The sequence below is a fragment of the Allobranchiibius sp. GilTou73 genome, assembly GCF_021391335.1.
Taxonomy (GTDB): Bacteria; Actinomycetota; Actinomycetes; order Actinomycetales; family Dermatophilaceae; genus Allobranchiibius; species Allobranchiibius huperziae.
Genome location: NZ_CP090051.1, coordinates 2,871,480 through 2,887,928 on the forward strand (window position 1 = coordinate 2,871,480; position 16,449 = coordinate 2,887,928).

Genomic DNA, 16,449 nt, shown 5'->3' on the forward strand with positions numbered 1-16,449 from the left:
AGACGCCTTCCGGTCACCCGGCGGACGTCAGCGAGACGGCGCGGTAGACCCGCGCCCGGGCGCTGGCCGGCCCCATGCAGGTGAGCCGATCCGGTGCCGACCAGGACATGACCACGCCTACCGTGACGTCGCCGTCAGGGCCGCTGACGGTCACGTCCGCGCGATCGTCGACGACCCGGCTGACGCGCCGTACGACCAACGCGCCGCTGGTCGGGAGTGACAGTTCGCGGTGGGCGTGCGCGAGCGCGGTCTGGGCGATCGGCGACATGCCGAACCATCCGCGCAACAGCTCCAGCGAGACCTCTCCGCGCAGGATCCGGTCGACGAGCCCGGGAGCGGCGTCCGGCGTCACTCGCCCGTAGAGCGCACCGGTCGGCAGCGCCAGCAGGTTGGCGGCGAACCGGTCACCTCCGACATGCGTGGTCTCCCACACCCGCCCCGGCAGCAGCCGGTGCAGCATGACGGCAAGTGGGCGACCCCGCAGAGCACAGCAGGCGTCATGCCGTCCGTGGGTGCAGACAAGGAGCAGCGGATCGGTGTCGACGACCGCGTCGTCGGGGAGCCACCCGTCGTCGAGGGAGTCGGCCGATTCCAACTGACCGACGAGAGTGTCGAGAGAGTCGACCGACCACCAGGTCGTCCGCGCGACGCCGGACCGTACGTCGGCCACCGCCACCCGGTGACCGCCACCGTCGTCAGCGTGGCGACCGGGGCTGCGAATCGCCTGCAACCGCAGGCCCGCCGCCGCAGCGAGGTGATCGATACGGAATGCCACCGCAGGATCGGCATGACTCTCCCGCAGACCTTCACGACCCCACGGGCCGGGCTGCTCCACGAGCAGGAGCCGAGGGGACGGCGGCGCCGTACCGATCATCGGGTCACCGCGCAGGTCCGCCTGGAGGGCGCATCGCTCGGGTGTCTCGCGCGGCACGGGTAGCGCAGGCGGCACGGGCGACAGCGGCGGCACAGTCACGAAGCGCCGGCGGGCACGACGAGTCCCTCGCGCAGCAACCGGCGCACCAGCGTCACCGCGTCATCTCCCGCCAGGTCCGGCACCTGTCCGATGGCGACGACGCGACCGGAGAGCAGTTCGCGCAGCCCGGCCTCCACCGTCGCGGGCAGCGTCAGGGACCGGCCACCGAGGACGAGGGTGATCTTGTCGCCGGCCGGACGCAGCGACCACCGCAGCCCGTGTCGTACGACGACGGCGTCGCCGGCCCCCAGAGACTGCGCCGCCTCGATCTGAGCGAGCGGGGACAGTGGCTGCGGGCGGGTGCGGTCGGCGAGATGGCGACCGACGGCGGCTGCCACCCGCGCGACGTCCAACCGGTCGATCGCGCGGTGCAGTGCGTCCTGGGTCGCCTTCAACTCGGTGTCCAACGCTGCCGGGTCGGACAGGTCGACGCCCATGGGCAGCGAACGGCGCAGCTCGACATCGTCGACCAGGGTCGCCAGCGCCTGCTCGGCGAGGAAGGCGCGCGTGACGGGGTGGACACCCACCGTCAGATGACCTGAGACACCGCCGAGAGCGGTGGCCGAGTGCAGATAGCCGCGCGGAAGGTAGAGCGCATCGCCGGGTTCGAGCAGCGTGTCGATCAGCGGCTCTTCGCTCGCGCGGGCCTGCACCGCCGCGCGGCGCTGGTCCCACGGCTGGTCGCGCAGCGGCGCGTCGAGGACCGGCTGGTGGACCCGCCAGCGCTTGCGCCCGGCGAACTGCAGCACGAACACGTCGTGCACGTCGTAGTGCGGGGAGAAGCCGGTGTTCTGTGCAGGGGTGATGTAGGCGTTGACCTGGATCGGGTGACCGAGTTGCGCGGAGAGCGCGGCTCCGAAGTCGACGACCGGCGGCCACACCCGGTGCAGTCCCTGCAGCACGAGGGTCGCCCCGTCGGCGAACTCCGTGAGCACTCGGTCATCGGCCACCTGGTCGGCGATCTCGGCGCCCGCACCGCCCCCCGCGCGTGAAGCGACCGGCAGGGATCACGTCACCGTTCTTGGCCATCCGGAGGAACGGGGTACGCAGCCCCCGCCGTGAGACCAGTTCGTCGACGGCGTCGAGGTCGAGCAGGTCCGCGAACCCGTCACCCGGTAGCTCGGCCGCACGACGGAGGAGGGGCTGCCGCGCCCAGTACATCGCGGCGAACTCCTGCGCCGACAGGCCGGTCGCGCGTTGCAGCGGATCGAGCGTCACGGCTGTCCTCCTTGTCGTGCGGACGTGCGTCGGGCGACGAGACGCTGTCCGTCCCGCCGCCCGACGTCCATTATGAGCGGGCAGATCAGGCGGAGCCGTCCGCGCCGCCGTCCTGCTGGCCCGGGGTGCCGGACGCACCGCCGTCAGCGGGGCCCTCGGAGCCACCGCCGCCCGCGCCACCATCGGCGCCGCCGTCCTGCTGACCCGGGGTGCCGGACGCACCACCGTCAGCGGGGCCCTCGGAGCCACCGCCGCCCGCGCCACCATCGGCGCCGCCGTCCGCGCCACCGTCGCCGCCCGCGCCACCATCGGCGCCGCCGTCCTGCTGACCCGGGGTGCCGGACGCACCGCCGTCACCGGGACCTTCGGAGCCACCGCCGCCCGCGCCACCATCAGCGCCGCCATCCTGCTGACCCGGGGTGCCGGACGCACCGCCGTCAGCGGGACCTTCGGAGCCACCGCCGCCCGCGCCACCATCAGCGCCGCCATCCTGCTGACCCGGCGTACCGGAGGCACCGCCGTCAGCCGGCCCCTCGGTCCCACTGTCGCCACTCGTGATGTCACTGTCCTCGAGCATGCCGATTCCTTTCCTCGAGCGTGGATGCCGAATCCGACACCGCACTTTTCATATTCCCAGATCCGCGCTCTTGCAAACCGTGAACGGAGAAGGAACAGCAGGGGGATTCACGACGGCGTCTCATGCTGCGCCCCGCCCGGCAACATCGGGCCGCCCCGGCATGAGTCCGGGGGTGAGGTCCCAGGTGACGCCGGTGGTGGTGACGGTGGCGGTGAGCAGGTCGCGGTGCACGATGGTGTGGTGCCTGGCGCACAGCAGTGCTGCGTTGCTCAGGGTGGTCTGTCCGCCGGCCCACCAGGGCCTCACATGGTGGGCATCGCACCAGTCCGGTGGCCGGTCGCAATCGGGGAAGGTGCAGCCGTCATCGCGGTGGATGATCGCCGTTCGCAGGCCGCCGGTGAACAGGCGTTTGGTGCGGCCGACGTCCAATGGTTCGGACTCGCCACCCAGGACGGCGGGGATGAGGTCGGCGTCACAGGCCAATCGCCGTAGGGTCCCGGCGTCGAGCAGGTCGCCGTTGATGCTGCGCCCGATCCCGGGTAGGTGACTGGGTGGATCATCACCGCCGCTAGATCCGAGTTTCCCCGCCACGTGCAACTGGTCGATGAGGGTCTGGTGGTCCAGGGTGATCACGATCTTGGCCGACCCTCCGACGGTGCCGCTGCTGTGGGAGCGGTCCCCGTCCAGTAGTCGGGCCGCCACCTCGGCGAGCTCGGTCAGTGCATCCGCACGCCGCTTGCCCGGGGTGCGGGTGTCCCGCTCCGCGACTGCGCCAGGAGCACTGGGGGCCGCGCTCGGCGTCGGGTCGGTCGCGGCATCAGCAGTGTTCCCCTCAGAGCGGGGTGCGGAAAGAGCCTGGATGGCGTGTTTGATGACCGCGGCGTGACCGGTGGACAGGTCCGCGGTCAACCGGGTCAGCCCGTTGGGCAGATCGGCCCAGGTCAGCGTCTCACACGCCTGCTGGTGCTCCTCCTGCGCGACCAACACCTCGGGGGCGAACCGGGCGATGATCCGCGCCGACAGGTCCCGCAACGTGCGGGTCCCGGTGTGCGAGAGCGCCAGGTACCAGCACAGCACCTCATCCCGATCCGCACCGGGGATCACCGGCAACACCTTCGGGACCTCCCGCAACGCCACCTGCGCACAGTGCACCGTGACCACCCCCGCGGCCAACGCGTCCGCCACGACCCGGTTGCGCGGGTCGGCGCACCCCGTGGCGACCGCCCCGATGCGGCGGAAGACAGCCGGCTCGGCTGTCACGGGCGCACCCGCCATACCGGCGGCGTTGGATTCGGCGACACACGCACCGACCCATCCGCCGGCATCGGTCGCGGTGGAGTTGGCCACGACCCCGCGGGTGACCGCCTCGGTCGTGGCGACCGCCGCCAGCGACTCCGCCCGGGAGACCAGGCCGACCATGGTGGCCACGAACCCGCCCAGCTGCCCCTCGCTCAACTGGTAGAGCGCACCGGGCCAGTCCCTCAGGCGGGAAGTGAGGACGTCCAGGTCCGCGAGCAACCCCGCCGCCACACCCGGACCCGATGGGGCGACCTCCGGGGGCGCAGGAAGCGGCGCGACGGGCACCCGTGAGATCCCCTCGACACTCATCCGCACCCACCCCTTCTTCTACTCGGCCAGCGGGTTGTAATCTGCCTCTCATCGTACGCGCGTTCGATGCCGAACGCAAGGGCAGATCGAATGAATCTTCATGTTTGACAACATTATTCGAGTACCAGTTATCCACATCCCCCTTGCTCTGGACTGGTCGTCCACAGTCGCGCCGAACGCGCTGGACACAGTCCGTGCACCGCTCCCAATCCCCTGCACGTCGCACTCAAGAGCAATCCCTCTAGGGTGCGGTCGTGCTCGTGCTGCTGCCCCCGTCGGAGTCCAAGCGCGGTCGTAGCCGTGGCGCCGCCCTCGATCTCGCCCGCCTCTCCTTCCCCGCTCTGAGCGCTACGCGCGACGCCGTCCTCGACGCTCTCGGCGAGGTTTCAGCCCGACCCGACGCGGCCACAGTGCTCGGCGTCAGCCCCAACCTCACCGACGACATCGCACGCAACGCTCGATTGCGCACCGCCCCCGCCACGCCCGTCGGGCAGCTCTACACCGGAGTCCTCTACGACGCGCTCGATCTGGCCTCGCTGGATCCCGCCGCGCTGCGCCGCGCACGTCGCTGGATCCTGGTGCAGTCCGCTGCCTTCGGCGCGCTGCGACTCGGTGACAAGGTGCCGCCGTACCGGCTCTCGATGGGCGTCAACCTGCCGGGCCTCGGACCGCTGGCCGGTCTGTGGCGCGAGCCGCTGGAGGCCGAGCTCACCGCGGCGGCCGGGCGGCGGCTCGTCGTCGACTGCAGGTCGAGCACGTACGCCGCCGCATGGACCCCGCGTGGAGCCGTCGCGCGCCGCTGGGTGCGCATCGAAGTGCCGGGTGCGACCCACAACGCCAAGCACACCCGGGGGCTCGTCACCCGCGCGCTCTGCCAGTTCGACGACGAGCCGACCACCCCGCACACCCTGTGCGAGGCCTTGCAGCCGAGCTTCGAGGAGGACCTTGTCGAGCCCGTATCGGGGGCGAGACCCTGGTCACTCCGGGTCACTGCGCGATGATCAGCCGGTGACGCATCTGATTCATGAGCTCGGGCCGGTGTGGCCGGTGCTCATCTTCCTGCTCGCGATCAGCATCGTCGCGGAGGTCTGTCAGACCGCGGGCCTGTTCGAGGTCGCCGCGTTCTGGGCGGCCCGCGCCGGTGGCGGCCGCAGCGTGCGCCTGTGGCTGCTGGTCGTCGCCCTCTGCGTCGCCTGCACCGCCGTCCTCAGTCTCGACACCACGGCGGTGCTCCTCTCCCCCGTCGCCGTAGCTCTTGCCCGCCAGTGCAAGCTGCCGCCCCTGCCGTTCGCACTCACCGCCGTGTGGCTGGCCAACACGGCCTCCCTCTTGCTCCCCGTCTCCAACCTGACCAATCTGCTCTCGTTGCAGACGTTCTCGCATCTCGGTGGCCAGTCGGCGTACTTCCGCACCGCCTGGTTACCCGCCGTGACAGCCGTGGTCGCCACCGTCGTGATAATCGCCGCGCTGCACCCCAGGGTGCTGCGAGGCGGGTACGACATCCCGCAGGCTCCCGCTCCGCGCGACAAGGCGCTCGTGATCCTCACCGGCGCCACCTGCGTGGTGCTGGCACCCCTCTTCGTCAGCGGGATCACCCCCGCGATCCCGGCCGTCGTCGCCGCCATCGTGTTGGTGGCCGCCCTGGCCGTCCGAAACCGACCGGCGTTGCGCGACCTGACGGTGCCCTGGACCCTCGCCCTCGGGGTGCTCGCGCTCTTCGTCGTCGTCGAGATCGCCCGCCAGCACGGGCTGGACAAGGTCCTGGCGGACCTCGTCGGCGGCGGTCACGGCGTATCGGCCGACTTGCGTCTGGCAGGCGTGGGTGCGGTGACGGCGAACGTCGTCAACAACCTTCCTGCCTACCTCGCGTTGCGCCCCACGGCCGCCGACACTCCGCAGCGCGCACTCGCGCTCCTGGTCGGCGTCAACACCGGCTCGATCGTGCTGCCCTGGGGCTCGCTCGCCACCTTGCTGTGGCGGGACCGTTGCAAGCGGGCCGGCCTGCAGATCAACACACTCCGGTTCATCGGCGAGAGTGCCGCCGTGGCCCTGGTCACGGTCGTGGCGACCACGCTGGTCATCCACTGAGCCGACTCAGAGCGCGCGTCGGTAGAAGTCCTCCACGGTCCGGTAGCCGAGCTGGTCGTAGAGCGCGCGCGCCCCCGTGTTGGGCGCGAAGACGTTGAGGCCCAGTCCGGTCCGTCCACTCGCCCGGCAATGTGCGGCTCCGGTCTGCATGATCGCGCGACCCAGGCCACGACGTCGGTGGTCCTCGGAGACCTGCACGTCGTAGACGAAGGCGTGCGGTAGGTGCGCGCCGATCCACAGCAGACCGACGGGCACGTCACCGTCGTACGCCGTCCAGAGCCACTGCCCCTCGGAGTCGAGGCCGTCGGGAAGCAGCCGCTCGTACGACTCGCGGGCGTTCGCGGTCGCGACGTCCGGCGGCTCGCCCGCGTCGGCCCGTTCCTGCGCGTAACCCTCGACGGCCTCCGTCCGGTATTCCTCGAACTGGGCGTCCGTCATCGGCCGCAGCTCGACGCCACCACTCACCGACGGGTCGTCCACTCCGAAGGCCAGGTCCATCTGCGACGCGGAACGTTCGGCGCCGAGAGCGCTGACGAGCTCGCCGCCGTGCACGTCCCCGGGCCAGCACACCGCGGTGATCATCCGGGTGCCCACGCGATCCGCGTACGCGGTCACTGCCGTGACAGCCTCCGCCAGGCGACCGGTCGGCAGGGTGCAGTCCCCCACCCGCACGCCGCCGTCGCGCGGATCGCGCCGCAGCCAGAGCCAGCCACCCGAGATCGAATCACCAGCCACCAGAACTTCGTTCGCGAGCGGGCCAGATCCTCCCAGCGTCCACGACGTGTCGACGAAATCGGCCGCAGCCGCTCGTGCGCTGTCGGCATCGTGACCGCGCACCGCGAACTGCCACTGCGCGCGGCGACGCACCTCCGCGTCGCGCCATGACGCGAACTCATCCCTGCGCAACGGCCGTAGAGGGCTGAGCCCAGGACTCGCCGACCCGCTCACGGCAGGTGATGGGTCACGTTGAGGTTCTGCACGACAGCACGCCCGTCGGCCCAGACCTGCAGCGTGGTCAGGGACGCGGGATCGGCCTGCAGCATCCACGCGGTCTCTCCCGAGATGCCGAGGATGAGGGCGAGGACGACCATCAGCGGTTTGCGGTGGGTGGCCACGACCACCGTGCCACCGGGACCCGCCGCGTCCACGGCCCGCCGGAACGCTGTGGCGACGCGCGCGACGAGCTCGGTGTGCGACTCGCCGCCGTCCGGGCGGAAGTCCGCGTCCGACCGCATCTGGGACAGCTCACCCGGGTGCGCCACCTCGATCTCGGCGAACGTCAGGCCGTCCCAGGTGCCGACGTCCTGCTCGTCCCAGTCGGCATCGACCTGGAGCGCCACACCGAGCGCCCGGGCAGCCGACTCCCCGGTCTCTCTGGCCCGCGTGAGCGAGGAGGACACCACGTGCACCGCTCCGGTGAGTCGGGCGGCCAGCTCGTCCGCCGCGGCGGCCGCCTGACGGCGACCCTGCGCGTTCAGGCTCGGGTCGGCCCCACCCCCGCCCGTCCAGCTTCTGCCCGACCGTGAAGTCCGTGACACCGTGCCGCAGCAGGACGATGGTGGTCGCCGTCGCGACATCCGGTCGGCGTGCGGTCGTGGGCGCCTGCGGCGCGACGGGTTCGGTGTCGAAGAGCGTCCCGGTGTGATCCACCGTGTCCCCAGCGGCCGCAGGGGTGCCTGCCTCGGCAGCGGGTGCGCTATCGATGCCGTCGGGGCTCCACAGGTCCCGTACGACGCTCCGCCCGTCCATCCCGTCGTTGCTGAGCTTGTCAGCGTCCTTGTTGATCTCGCGCGGTATCCACGTCCAGGTGACGTCGCCGCCCAGCGCACGCCGCCGGCGTACGAAGGAGTTCGCCTCCAGCGCAAGCCTCTTCATGTCCTCGTGCTTGATCTTCCAGCGGCCGGCCATCTGCTCGACGACCAGCTTGGAGTCCATCCGCACGGCGACCCGCGCACCGGGGTCGATCGCCTCGGCGGCCTCGAGCCCGGCGATCAGACCGGAATACTCCGCGACGTTGTTGCTGGCCTTGCCGAGAGGTGCGGCCCGCTCGGCCAGCAGCTCCCCGGACGCGGCGTCCCGCACCAGCGCGCCGTACCCGGCCACACCGGGATTGCCCCGGGAACCGCCGTCCGCCTCGACGATGAGTTCGCGCGCCACCGGCTCACAGCCCCGATTCCGCGGTCCGCACCAGGATGCGTCCGCATTCGTCGTGCCGCAGCACCTCGTCGTCGGCCGCCCCGCGGATGCGCGCCAGCTCGGACTGATCGATCTCCAGTCCGCAACCACCGCAACGCCGTTGACTCAACGCGGCCGCGCCGATACCGCCCCGCTGCTCACGGATCCGGGTGTAGAGGTCGAGCAGGTCCTGGCCGACCCCGGCCGCGACATTGGAGCGGTCCGCGGTGATCCGCTCCCGCTCGGTGGTGAGCTCGCGCAGCTCTCCCCCACGCTCGCCCTCCAGCTTGTCCAGGCGGGCGCGACCCGTCTCCAACTCCTCCTCGCGTCGGGCCAGCGTGGTGCGCAGCTCCTCGGCGCGCTCCATGACCTCCAGCTCGATCTCCTCCAGGTCCCCCTGCCGCCGCGCCAGTGCCTCCAGCTCGTGCTGCAGCGCCTGCAGGTCCTTGGCAGTGCCCTGACCGGCGTCGAGCCGGGACTGGTTGCGCGCCGCACGGTCGCGGACCTGCTGCACGTCGACGTCTGCCCGGGTGATCTCACGGTCGACATCGGACAACGCCGTGCGCGCGAGCACGACCTCCTCCTCGGCGGTGCGGACCTGCTGCTGGGCCTGCTCGACCTCGGCGTTGAGCGGGAGGGTGCGCTCCCGGTGCGCGATCTGGTCCAGGCGGGTGTCGAGCTTCTGCAGGTCGAGCAACCGCCACTGGCGACTGGTGTCAGCTTTCACGGGAGCTCCTGGAGTATTGAGGTGTGCGATCCGGGGTCGGACGTCCCACGGTGAAGTCCCACGGGTCGGTCCGCAGATCGGAGACGTGCGTGACGATACGTGCCTGCAGCGCCTCCGCGAGACGCGACGCCGCCGCGGCGAGCCACAACTGCTCCGTCGCGTAGTGCCCGGCGTCGATCAGGTACGGCGGTCCGTCGCCCGCCTCCTCCCGCGCTTCGAGCGCCGGGTGGTGGCGCAGGTCGGCCGTGACGTAGACGTCGGCGCCGTGGGCGCGTACGTCGTCGAAACGGTCGTCGCCCGCCCCGCCCATCACCGCCACGGTCTGCACCAGGGCGCTCGGATCCCCTGCGACGCGTACGCCGACCGGCGTCGCAGGCAGCGCGTCGGCCAGGCGGGTCGCGAACTCCCGCAGCGTCACCGCCTCGGGCAGACGGCCGACGCGCCCGATCGGCTGCCCGTCCTCCATGCCCAACGGCGCGCAGTCGTCGGGCAGACCGGCCGCAGCCGCCAGGGCGTCGTTGACGCCGGGCCGGGCGATGTCGGCGTTAGTGTGCGCGCAGTAGATGGCCAGGTCGGCGACGACGGCCGTGGTGACGACGGCACCCTTGGCGGTGGTGGTGGCGACCGAGTGCACCCCGCGCAGCAACAGCGGATGGTGGGTGACCAGCAGATCGGCCCCGGCCTCGACGGCCTCGTCGACGACCGCCCGGGTCGGATCGACGGCGAAGTGCACGCGGCGTACGGGTTGCGCCGGATCGCCGGTGACCAGCCCGACCTGGTCCCACGACGCCGCCGTCTCCGGCGGATAGAACCCGTCCAGCACCGCCACCACCTGGGCCAGGCTCATGTCGTGCGCACTCGTCGTCATGGCGACCATTCGTACCAGCAGCAGGCCGGGCGGGCGATGCAGGACGTCGGCCCGTCCTGCCGGCAGGCTGTTCGGAGGGAACGCGTGCTCGGCATCGGCGGTTACTTCCTGCGAGCGGCGGACCCGGCGGCTCTCGGTGCCTGGTACCGCGAGGCCCTCGGCCCGGACGCGATGCTCGCGCAGCTGCGCGAGCATGGAGCCGACGTCACGGATGAGGTGCGGGAGGTGGAGGGGGCCGGCCGGTTCGGGTGGGTCACCGATCTCGCGGGGCACCGCATCGAGCTGTGGCAGCTCGCCTGAGACGAACGATGGGTGGGCCCGGCCGGGCTCGAACCGACGACACCCGCGGTGTAAACGCGGTGCTCTACCAACTGAGCTACAGGCCCCGAGCGACGGAGCGTGGTGATCCTAGACGACCCCGCCGCTCGACGGGTTCAGGCGTACTGCTGCTGCCGGTTGTCGTTCCGGTGGTAGTACGCCGAGCTCTCCTTGCGCCAGATCAGAATGACCACGGCGAGCCCGATGAGGAAGTTCAGGGCGCTGGACACGATGCTGATCGACCCGCCACCCTGCAGCGCCGACGATGCGAGGGTGGAGACGAGGCCGAGGGCGGACAGGCCGAACAGCACGGTCGCCACGATGCGTGCCCAGTTGTGGCCCTGCCGGTTCATGGTCGCCATCAGGATCCATACCGCCACCCCGATGAGCCCCACGACGATGGCGACCGCGATCGCCACGTGCACCGCCGTGTCGACGGCACTCGCGCTGAGGTGCGCGCTGCCGGTCTTCTTGGCGTTGTTCTTCTCGATGGTGTCGCGGAAGCGGCTCGTGCTGAACGCGTTGTAGATGACCGCGGCCAGCGACAGCGCCGCGCCGAGGAACATGAGCTTGACCGCCGTGTCCAGCGGCTTCGGCACGGTGGTGACCGGCTTCTGCCCGCGGACGCCCTCCTGCGGCATCGATGCGTATCCCTCGGCCGAACGGCCCTCTTCCCCTTGATGACTCATGGGGCGAAGCTTCCCAGATCGGGCGCCGAATCGAGCGGACAAAAGGCGGATCTGTTCAGAGCGTCGCGAGTACCTCGTGGAACCCGCTGAAGTCGCGTGCCTCGCCCGGCCCGTTGACCAGGGTCCAGCGCACGACACCGTCGGTGTCGATCAGGAAGGTGCCCCGCACCGCCATACCGGCCGGCTCCAGGAAGACGTCGTACGCGCGCGCGACCTCGCCGTGCGGCCAGAAGTCCGACAGCAGCGGGAAGCTGAATCCCTGGTCGTCGGCCCAGGCCCGCTGGGTGTACATCGGGTCGCACGAGATCCCGGCGACCTGCACGTCGGGGTTGACGAAGCGGGAGATGTCATCGCGGATCTCGCACAGTTCACCGGTGCAGATACCCGAGAACGCGAAGGGGTAGAAGACCAGCAGCACCGCCCGGTCGGCGTGCAGGGACGCCAGCGAGGTGTCCTGGCCGAACTGGTCCTTGAGGGTGAAGTCCGGAGCCTTCGACCCGACTGAAATGGTCGTGGGGTGGCTCATCGCTGTTTCGCCGTGCCGCCCTGGACGAGTTTGGTCGCGATCCAGTCGGCGCCCGCCTTCACCGGCGCGGACGCCTTGAGGCCGGCGGTCTGCGCTGCTTCCTCGATGTCCGCCGGCTCGACGGTGTCCGGGTGCCCGCTGCGGGGAGAGAGCAGCACGACGAACCCCTTGTCGGCCAGCCCGGACAGGGCGTCGACGCAGTCGTCGATCAGGTCACCGTCACCCTCGCGCCACCACAGCAGCACGGCATCGACCACACCGTCGAAGTCCTCGTCCTCGATCTGCGAGCCGATGACGCCTTCGATCGCCTCGCGGAAGCCCTCGTCGGCGTCGTCGTCCCAGCCGATCTCCTGCACGATCTGTCCGTCGGTGAATCCGAGGCGTCCGCCCAGCGTCGCCTCTCCATCTCGGGCCACAGCCGTCCTTTCTGCGCCGGCCCAAGGGGCCTGCTGTCGGTGATGTCCTGCACGGTTCGGGGATGTCGCGGCTTAGTCCACCTGCAACGGCCTGCATTTGCAACCGATCCGCGATACGTGGACGGCGCGAACCGCCCCGATGGCCCCTACCCGCTCGTACCCGAAAGTAACCGACCGCGAGTCGCAGCCGGTGACTGCGCAGGTAGAAGATGTCGGTTACGCACATGAGAGGAGCCACTCGTGGCACGCGAAGAAGCAGGCCCGATCCTGAACGGGATTCCCAGCCAGCTGCCCGACATCGACCCCGAGGAGACCGCCGAATGGCTGGACTCCCTGGACGCCGTGATCGATGAGGGCGGGCAGGCGCGGGCACGCTACGTGATGCTCAAGATGCTGGAGCGTGCCCGCGAACGGCAGATCGGGGTGCCGTCGCTGACGGCGACCGACTACATCAACACCATCCCCGCCGAGTCCGAGCCGTGGTTCCCCGGCGACGAGGAGGTCGAACGCCGCTACCGCGCCTGGATGCGCTGGAACGCCGCGATCATGGTGCACCGCGCGCAGCGGCCGGACGTCGGTGTCGGCGGCCACATCTCGACGTACGCGTCGGCCGCCACGCTCTACGAGGTCGGCTTCAACCACTTCTTCCGCGGCAAGGACCACCCGGGCGGCGGCGACCAGGTCTTCATCCAGGGACACGCGTCCCCGGGCATCTACGCCCGCGCGTTCCTCGAGGGGCGCCTCACCGAGGACCAGCTCGACGGCTTCCGGCAGGAGCAGTCCCACCGGATCGACGGTCGGCGGATGGGCCTGCCGTCCTACCCGCACCCGCGCAACATGCCGGGCTTCTGGGAGTTCCCGACGGTGTCGATGGGCATCGGCCCGATGAACGCCATCCACCAGGCGCAGTTCAACCGCTACCTGCACGGTCGCGGTCTGAAGGACACCAGCCAGCAGCACGTCTGGGCCTACCTGGGCGACGGCGAGATGGACGAGCCGGAGTCGCGCGGGCTGCTGCAGCTCGCGGCGGTCGAGGGGCTGGACAACCTGACCTTCGTCGTCAACTGCAACCTGCAGCGCCTCGACGGACCGGTCCGCGGCAACGGCAAGATCATCCAGGAGCTGGAGTCGTTCTTCCGCGGCGCCGGCTGGAACGTCATCAAGTGCATCTGGGGCCGCGGCTGGGACACCCTGCTCGGCGCCGACCGCGACGGCGCGCTGGTACACCTGATGAACACCACCCCGGACGGCGACTACCAGACCTTCCGCGCCAACGACGGCGCCTACGTGCGCGAGCACTTCTTCGGTCGCGACCCGCGCACGCGCGACATGGTCAAGGACTGGTCCGACGACGACATCTGGTGGAAGCTCAAGCGCGGCGGACACGACTACCGCAAGGTGTACGCCGCGTACCGGGCCGCCATGGAGCACCACGGCCAGCCGACCGTGATCCTGGCGCACACCATCAAGGGCTACTCGCTCGGCACGCACTTCGCCGGGCGAAACGCCACGCACCAGATGAAGAAGCTGGCGCTGGACGATCTGAAGAACTTCCGCGACTCGCTCGAGATCCCGGTGACCGACCAACGGCTGGAGGACGACCCCTACCTGCCGCCGTACTACCACCCCGGCGAGAAGGACCCCGCGATCGAGTACCTGCGCGAGCGGCGTACGAAGCTCGGCGGCGGGGTGCCCAGCCGGCGCACCGAGGGCGTCTCGCTCAAACTGCCCGGCGACAGCGCCTACGCGTCCTCCAAGAAGGGGTCGGGCAAGCAGCAGGTCGCCACGACGATGGCCTTCGTCCGCGGGCTACGAGACCTCATGCGGGACAAGGACTTCGGCAAGCACATCGTGCCGATCATCCCGGACGAGGCACGCACCTTCGGGATGGACAGCTTCTTCCCGACCGCGAAGATCTACAACCCGCACGGGCAGAACTACACCTCCGTGGACGCCGAGCTGATGCTGGCCTACAAGGAGGCCACCGACGGGCAGATCCTGCACCTGGGGATCAACGAGGGCGGATCGGTCGCGGCGTTCACCGCGGTCGGCACGTCGTACGCGACGCACGGCATCCCGATGGTGCCGATCTACGTCTTCTACTCCATGTTCGGCTTCCAGCGCACAGCCGACTTCATCTGGGCGGCTGCGGACCAGATGGCGCGCGGCTTCCTCATCGGAGCCACCGCCGGACGCACCACGCTGACCGGTGAGGGCCTGCAGCACGCAGACGGCCACTCGCACCTGCTGGCGTCGACGAATCCCGCTGTCGTCGCTTACGACCCGGCGTACGCCTACGAGACGGCGCACATCATGCAGGACGGCATCCGTCGGATGTTCGGCGACAACCCCGAGAACGTCATCTACTACCTCACGGTCTACAACGAGCCGATGCAGCAGCCGGCCGAGCCGGAGGACGTCGACGCCGAGGGGATCCTGCGCGGCATGCACCGCATCGCCGAGGGCAGCACCGAGGGCGTCGGCGACGACGCTCCCCGGGTGCAGCTGCTCGCCTCCGGTGTGGGTGTGCCATGGGCGCTCGAGGCGCAGCATTTGCTCAAGGACGACTTCGGCGTCGTGGCCGACGTGTGGTCGGTAACCTCGTGGAACGAGCTGCGCCGCGACGGGCTGGACTGCGACGAGCACGCCTTCCTGCATCCCGACGAGGAACGCCGCGTCCCCTACGTGACGAAGCGGCTGCAGGACGCACCCGGCCCCGTCGTCGCGGTCTCGGACTGGATGCGCGCGGTGCAGGATCAGATCCGCCAGTGGGTGCCGGGCGACTACGTGACGCTGGGCGCCGACGGGTTCGGCTTCAGCGACACCCGGCAGGCGGCTCGCCGCTTCTTCCACATCGACGGACCGTCGATGGCGGTGCGGGCGCTGCAGGCCCTGGCAGACCGCGGCGAGATCGACGCGTCGAAGGCACGCGAGGCCGCGGAGAAGTACCGGCTGCTCGACGTGACGGCGGGCGCCTCGGGCAACGCGGGCGGCGAGGCCTGATCACGCAGCCGCGACGGTGACGCAGGTATGACCGAGAGGCACAGGCCGACCTGTGCCTCTCGGCGCTTACCGCGCCACCGTCACTGCGTACGCCGTGTCAGGACGGCTGGCGGCTGAGCACCTCGTCGCGCGCGAGCACGGCGATGTCGGGCTGGTCGCAGATGAGCGCGTCGACCCCGGCGCGCAGGAACCTGCGCATCTCACCGAGGACGTCGCCCCAGTCCGCCTCGCGCCCGTCGCGCCGCATGTCCTCGGCCAGGAAGGCGTTCTCGGCGCGGAAGGTCCAGACGTGCACGCGCAAGCCGGCGGCGTGCGCGTCCCGGACCAGCCGGCTCGGCATGCCGAGCGTGCCGTCGGGCCGCCGAGGGAAGACCCGCGCCTTGCTCGGTCCGATGCCGTCGATCCAACTCGACAGCAGCCGCAGCCCGCGGGCGGTCAGCATCTCGTCGTACGTGCCGTGATCCGCGCCGTCGCCGAAGCCGGGCGGCACGCCGCCGTTCTCCAGCAGAAAGATCAGGGGCAGTGTCACCCCGAGCTCGTCGCGCAGCCGGATCAGACTGTGCAACTCGAAGGACTGCAGGTAGACCGGCACGCTGCCGTCGACCGCCCCGCCGCGCCGCAGCCCGTCGAGCACGGCCCGCTCCATGTCCATGCCCATCGCGCGGTAGTGCGAGGGGTGCTTCAACTCCACGCTCAGGCCGATCTCGCGGCCGAGCTCGCGCGACACCTGAGCGCGCACCCGCAGCAGGTCGTCGAACGACGCCACCCGGCACCGACCGTGGTAGATCGTGTTGGACGGTCGCAGCTGCGCGAGCCGCTCGGTCGCCCACAGCGTCCCGATCTCGGCCAGCGTGAAGTCGTCGGCGAACCACCCGGTGACCTCGATGCCGCCCACCTTGCGCGTCGTACGCCGGTCGGCGAACTCGGCGCGGTTGGCCACGTCCGTCGTACGGGACAGCTCCGGCTCGTGGCGGCAGATCAGCTGCCCGTCGGAGGTCATCACCAGATCGGGCTCCAGGGAGTCCGCGCCGAGTCGGGCGGCGAGCCGATACGACTCCACCGTGTGTTCGGGGCGGTAGCCGCAGGCTCCGCGGTGACCGACGATGAGGGGTTCACGTCCACCGGCGCCGCCGGCCTCGAGGCTCATGGCCCCACGCGATCATCCGCGCACGACGTGCCGGTGGAAGCGACGTGCCCGGCCCGTGTCGAGGTCGTGAACGGCGGGCAAACCCGCCCGGCGGTACATCGCGGCGACCGATTGTC

General features: G+C 70.6%; 17 protein-coding genes, 1 tRNA gene and 1 pseudogene. 4 read left to right on the top strand and 15 right to left on the bottom strand.

From position 1 onward, the window contains the following. Positions 1-13: 13 nt before the first annotated feature. From LVQ62_RS14100 to LVQ62_RS14120, 5 genes are all read right to left on the bottom strand, one after another. Positions 14-874 (bottom strand): sucrase ferredoxin, encoded by an 861-nt coding sequence (locus LVQ62_RS14100; RefSeq protein ID WP_233762508.1) that lies wholly within the window; start codon positions 872-874, stop codon positions 14-16. A 95-nt stretch (positions 875-969) separates the two neighbouring features. Beyond that, positions 970-1,923: a cupin domain-containing protein gene (locus tag LVQ62_RS14105; protein ID WP_233762510.1), complete on the bottom strand. Its 954-nt coding sequence runs from the start codon at positions 1,921-1,923 to the stop codon at positions 970-972. Continuing rightward, positions 1,913-2,191: a hypothetical protein gene (locus tag LVQ62_RS14110; protein ID WP_233762512.1), complete on the bottom strand. Its 279-nt coding sequence runs from the start codon at positions 2,189-2,191 to the stop codon at positions 1,913-1,915. The genes LVQ62_RS14105 and LVQ62_RS14110 overlap by 11 nt, the downstream gene beginning before the upstream one ends. A gap of 85 nt (positions 2,192-2,276) precedes the next feature. Next, the gene (locus LVQ62_RS14115) at positions 2,277-2,768 is read right to left on the bottom strand and encodes a BatC protein (protein WP_233767931.1); all 492 of its coding nucleotides are present in this window, start codon (positions 2,766-2,768) and stop codon (positions 2,277-2,279) included. Between the two features lie 120 nt (positions 2,769-2,888). Further along, positions 2,889-4,376, bottom strand: a complete 1,488-nt coding sequence (locus LVQ62_RS14120; protein ID WP_233762514.1) for an HNH endonuclease signature motif containing protein — start codon at positions 4,374-4,376, stop codon at positions 2,889-2,891. Positions 4,377-4,630: 254 nt separating this feature from the next. Between LVQ62_RS14120 and LVQ62_RS14125 the strand changes: the two genes are divergently transcribed. After that, positions 4,631-5,377 carry a YaaA family protein gene (locus LVQ62_RS14125; RefSeq protein ID WP_233762516.1) on the top strand — a complete coding sequence of 249 codons (747 nt, stop codon included), beginning with the start codon at positions 4,631-4,633 and terminating at the stop codon, positions 5,375-5,377. 7 nt (positions 5,378-5,384) lie between these two features. Beyond that, positions 5,385-6,464 carry an SLC13 family permease gene (locus LVQ62_RS14130; RefSeq protein ID WP_233762518.1) on the top strand — a complete coding sequence of 360 codons (1,080 nt, stop codon included), beginning with the start codon at positions 5,385-5,387 and terminating at the stop codon, positions 6,462-6,464. A 6-nt stretch (positions 6,465-6,470) separates the two neighbouring features. Here the strand turns inward: LVQ62_RS14130 and LVQ62_RS14135 are convergent, their stop codons facing one another. The 5 genes and pseudogenes from LVQ62_RS14135 to LVQ62_RS14155 form a co-directional block, all read right to left on the bottom strand. Next, the gene (locus tag LVQ62_RS14135; protein WP_233762519.1) at positions 6,471-7,199 is read right to left on the bottom strand and encodes a GNAT family N-acetyltransferase; all 729 of its coding nucleotides are present in this window, start codon (positions 7,197-7,199) and stop codon (positions 6,471-6,473) included. Between the two features lie 209 nt (positions 7,200-7,408). Then, positions 7,409-8,041 (bottom strand): histidine phosphatase family protein, encoded by a 633-nt coding sequence (locus LVQ62_RS14140; protein ID WP_233762521.1) that lies wholly within the window; start codon positions 8,039-8,041, stop codon positions 7,409-7,411. A gap of 232 nt (positions 8,042-8,273) precedes the next feature. Next, positions 8,274-8,621 (bottom strand): annotated as a pseudogene (locus tag LVQ62_RS14145) (reverse transcriptase-like protein); the annotation flags it as partial. A 4-nt stretch (positions 8,622-8,625) separates the two neighbouring features. Next, positions 8,626-9,366, bottom strand: a complete 741-nt coding sequence (locus tag LVQ62_RS14150; RefSeq protein WP_233762524.1) for a zinc ribbon domain-containing protein — start codon at positions 9,364-9,366, stop codon at positions 8,626-8,628. Next, complete coding sequence (locus LVQ62_RS14155; RefSeq protein WP_233762526.1) at positions 9,356-10,234, bottom strand: Nif3-like dinuclear metal center hexameric protein; 879 nt, start codon at positions 10,232-10,234, stop codon at positions 9,356-9,358. Before LVQ62_RS14155 ends, LVQ62_RS14150 begins: the two co-directional genes overlap by 11 nt. Here LVQ62_RS14155 and LVQ62_RS14160 point away from each other — a divergent pair. Further along, positions 10,217-10,534, top strand: a complete 318-nt coding sequence (locus LVQ62_RS14160; protein WP_233762528.1) for a VOC family protein — start codon at positions 10,217-10,219, stop codon at positions 10,532-10,534. The two genes, LVQ62_RS14155 and LVQ62_RS14160, sit on opposite strands and share 18 nt — an antisense overlap. Positions 10,535-10,547: 13 nt before the next feature. Here the strand turns inward: LVQ62_RS14160 and LVQ62_RS14165 are convergent. The 4 genes from LVQ62_RS14165 to LVQ62_RS14180 form a co-directional block, all read right to left on the bottom strand. Next, positions 10,548-10,620 (bottom strand) — tRNA-Val (locus LVQ62_RS14165). Positions 10,621-10,668: 48 nt separating this feature from the next. Then, complete coding sequence (locus LVQ62_RS14170; protein WP_233762530.1) at positions 10,669-11,241, bottom strand: hypothetical protein; 573 nt, start codon at positions 11,239-11,241, stop codon at positions 10,669-10,671. Positions 11,242-11,296: 55 nt separating this feature from the next. Next, positions 11,297-11,767 (bottom strand): peroxiredoxin, encoded by a 471-nt coding sequence (locus LVQ62_RS14175; RefSeq protein ID WP_233762532.1) that lies wholly within the window; start codon positions 11,765-11,767, stop codon positions 11,297-11,299. After that, positions 11,764-12,183, bottom strand: a complete 420-nt coding sequence (locus tag LVQ62_RS14180) for a DUF3052 domain-containing protein (protein WP_179480175.1) — start codon at positions 12,181-12,183, stop codon at positions 11,764-11,766. Before LVQ62_RS14180 ends, LVQ62_RS14175 begins: the two co-directional genes overlap by 4 nt. A gap of 240 nt (positions 12,184-12,423) precedes the next feature. Here LVQ62_RS14180 and aceE point away from each other — a divergent pair, with 240 nt between their 5' ends. Further along, positions 12,424-15,186 (top strand): pyruvate dehydrogenase (acetyl-transferring), homodimeric type, encoded by a 2,763-nt coding sequence (gene aceE / locus LVQ62_RS14185; RefSeq protein WP_233762535.1) that lies wholly within the window; start codon positions 12,424-12,426, stop codon positions 15,184-15,186. Positions 15,187-15,283: 97 nt separating this feature from the next. Here aceE and LVQ62_RS14190 read toward each other — a convergent pair whose 3' ends face one another. Next, a complete protein-coding gene (locus LVQ62_RS14190) occupies positions 15,284-16,333 on the bottom strand; it encodes a glycerophosphodiester phosphodiesterase family protein (RefSeq protein ID WP_233762537.1) in 1,050 nt (349 codons plus the stop codon). Positions 16,334-16,449: the final 116 nt, after the last annotated feature.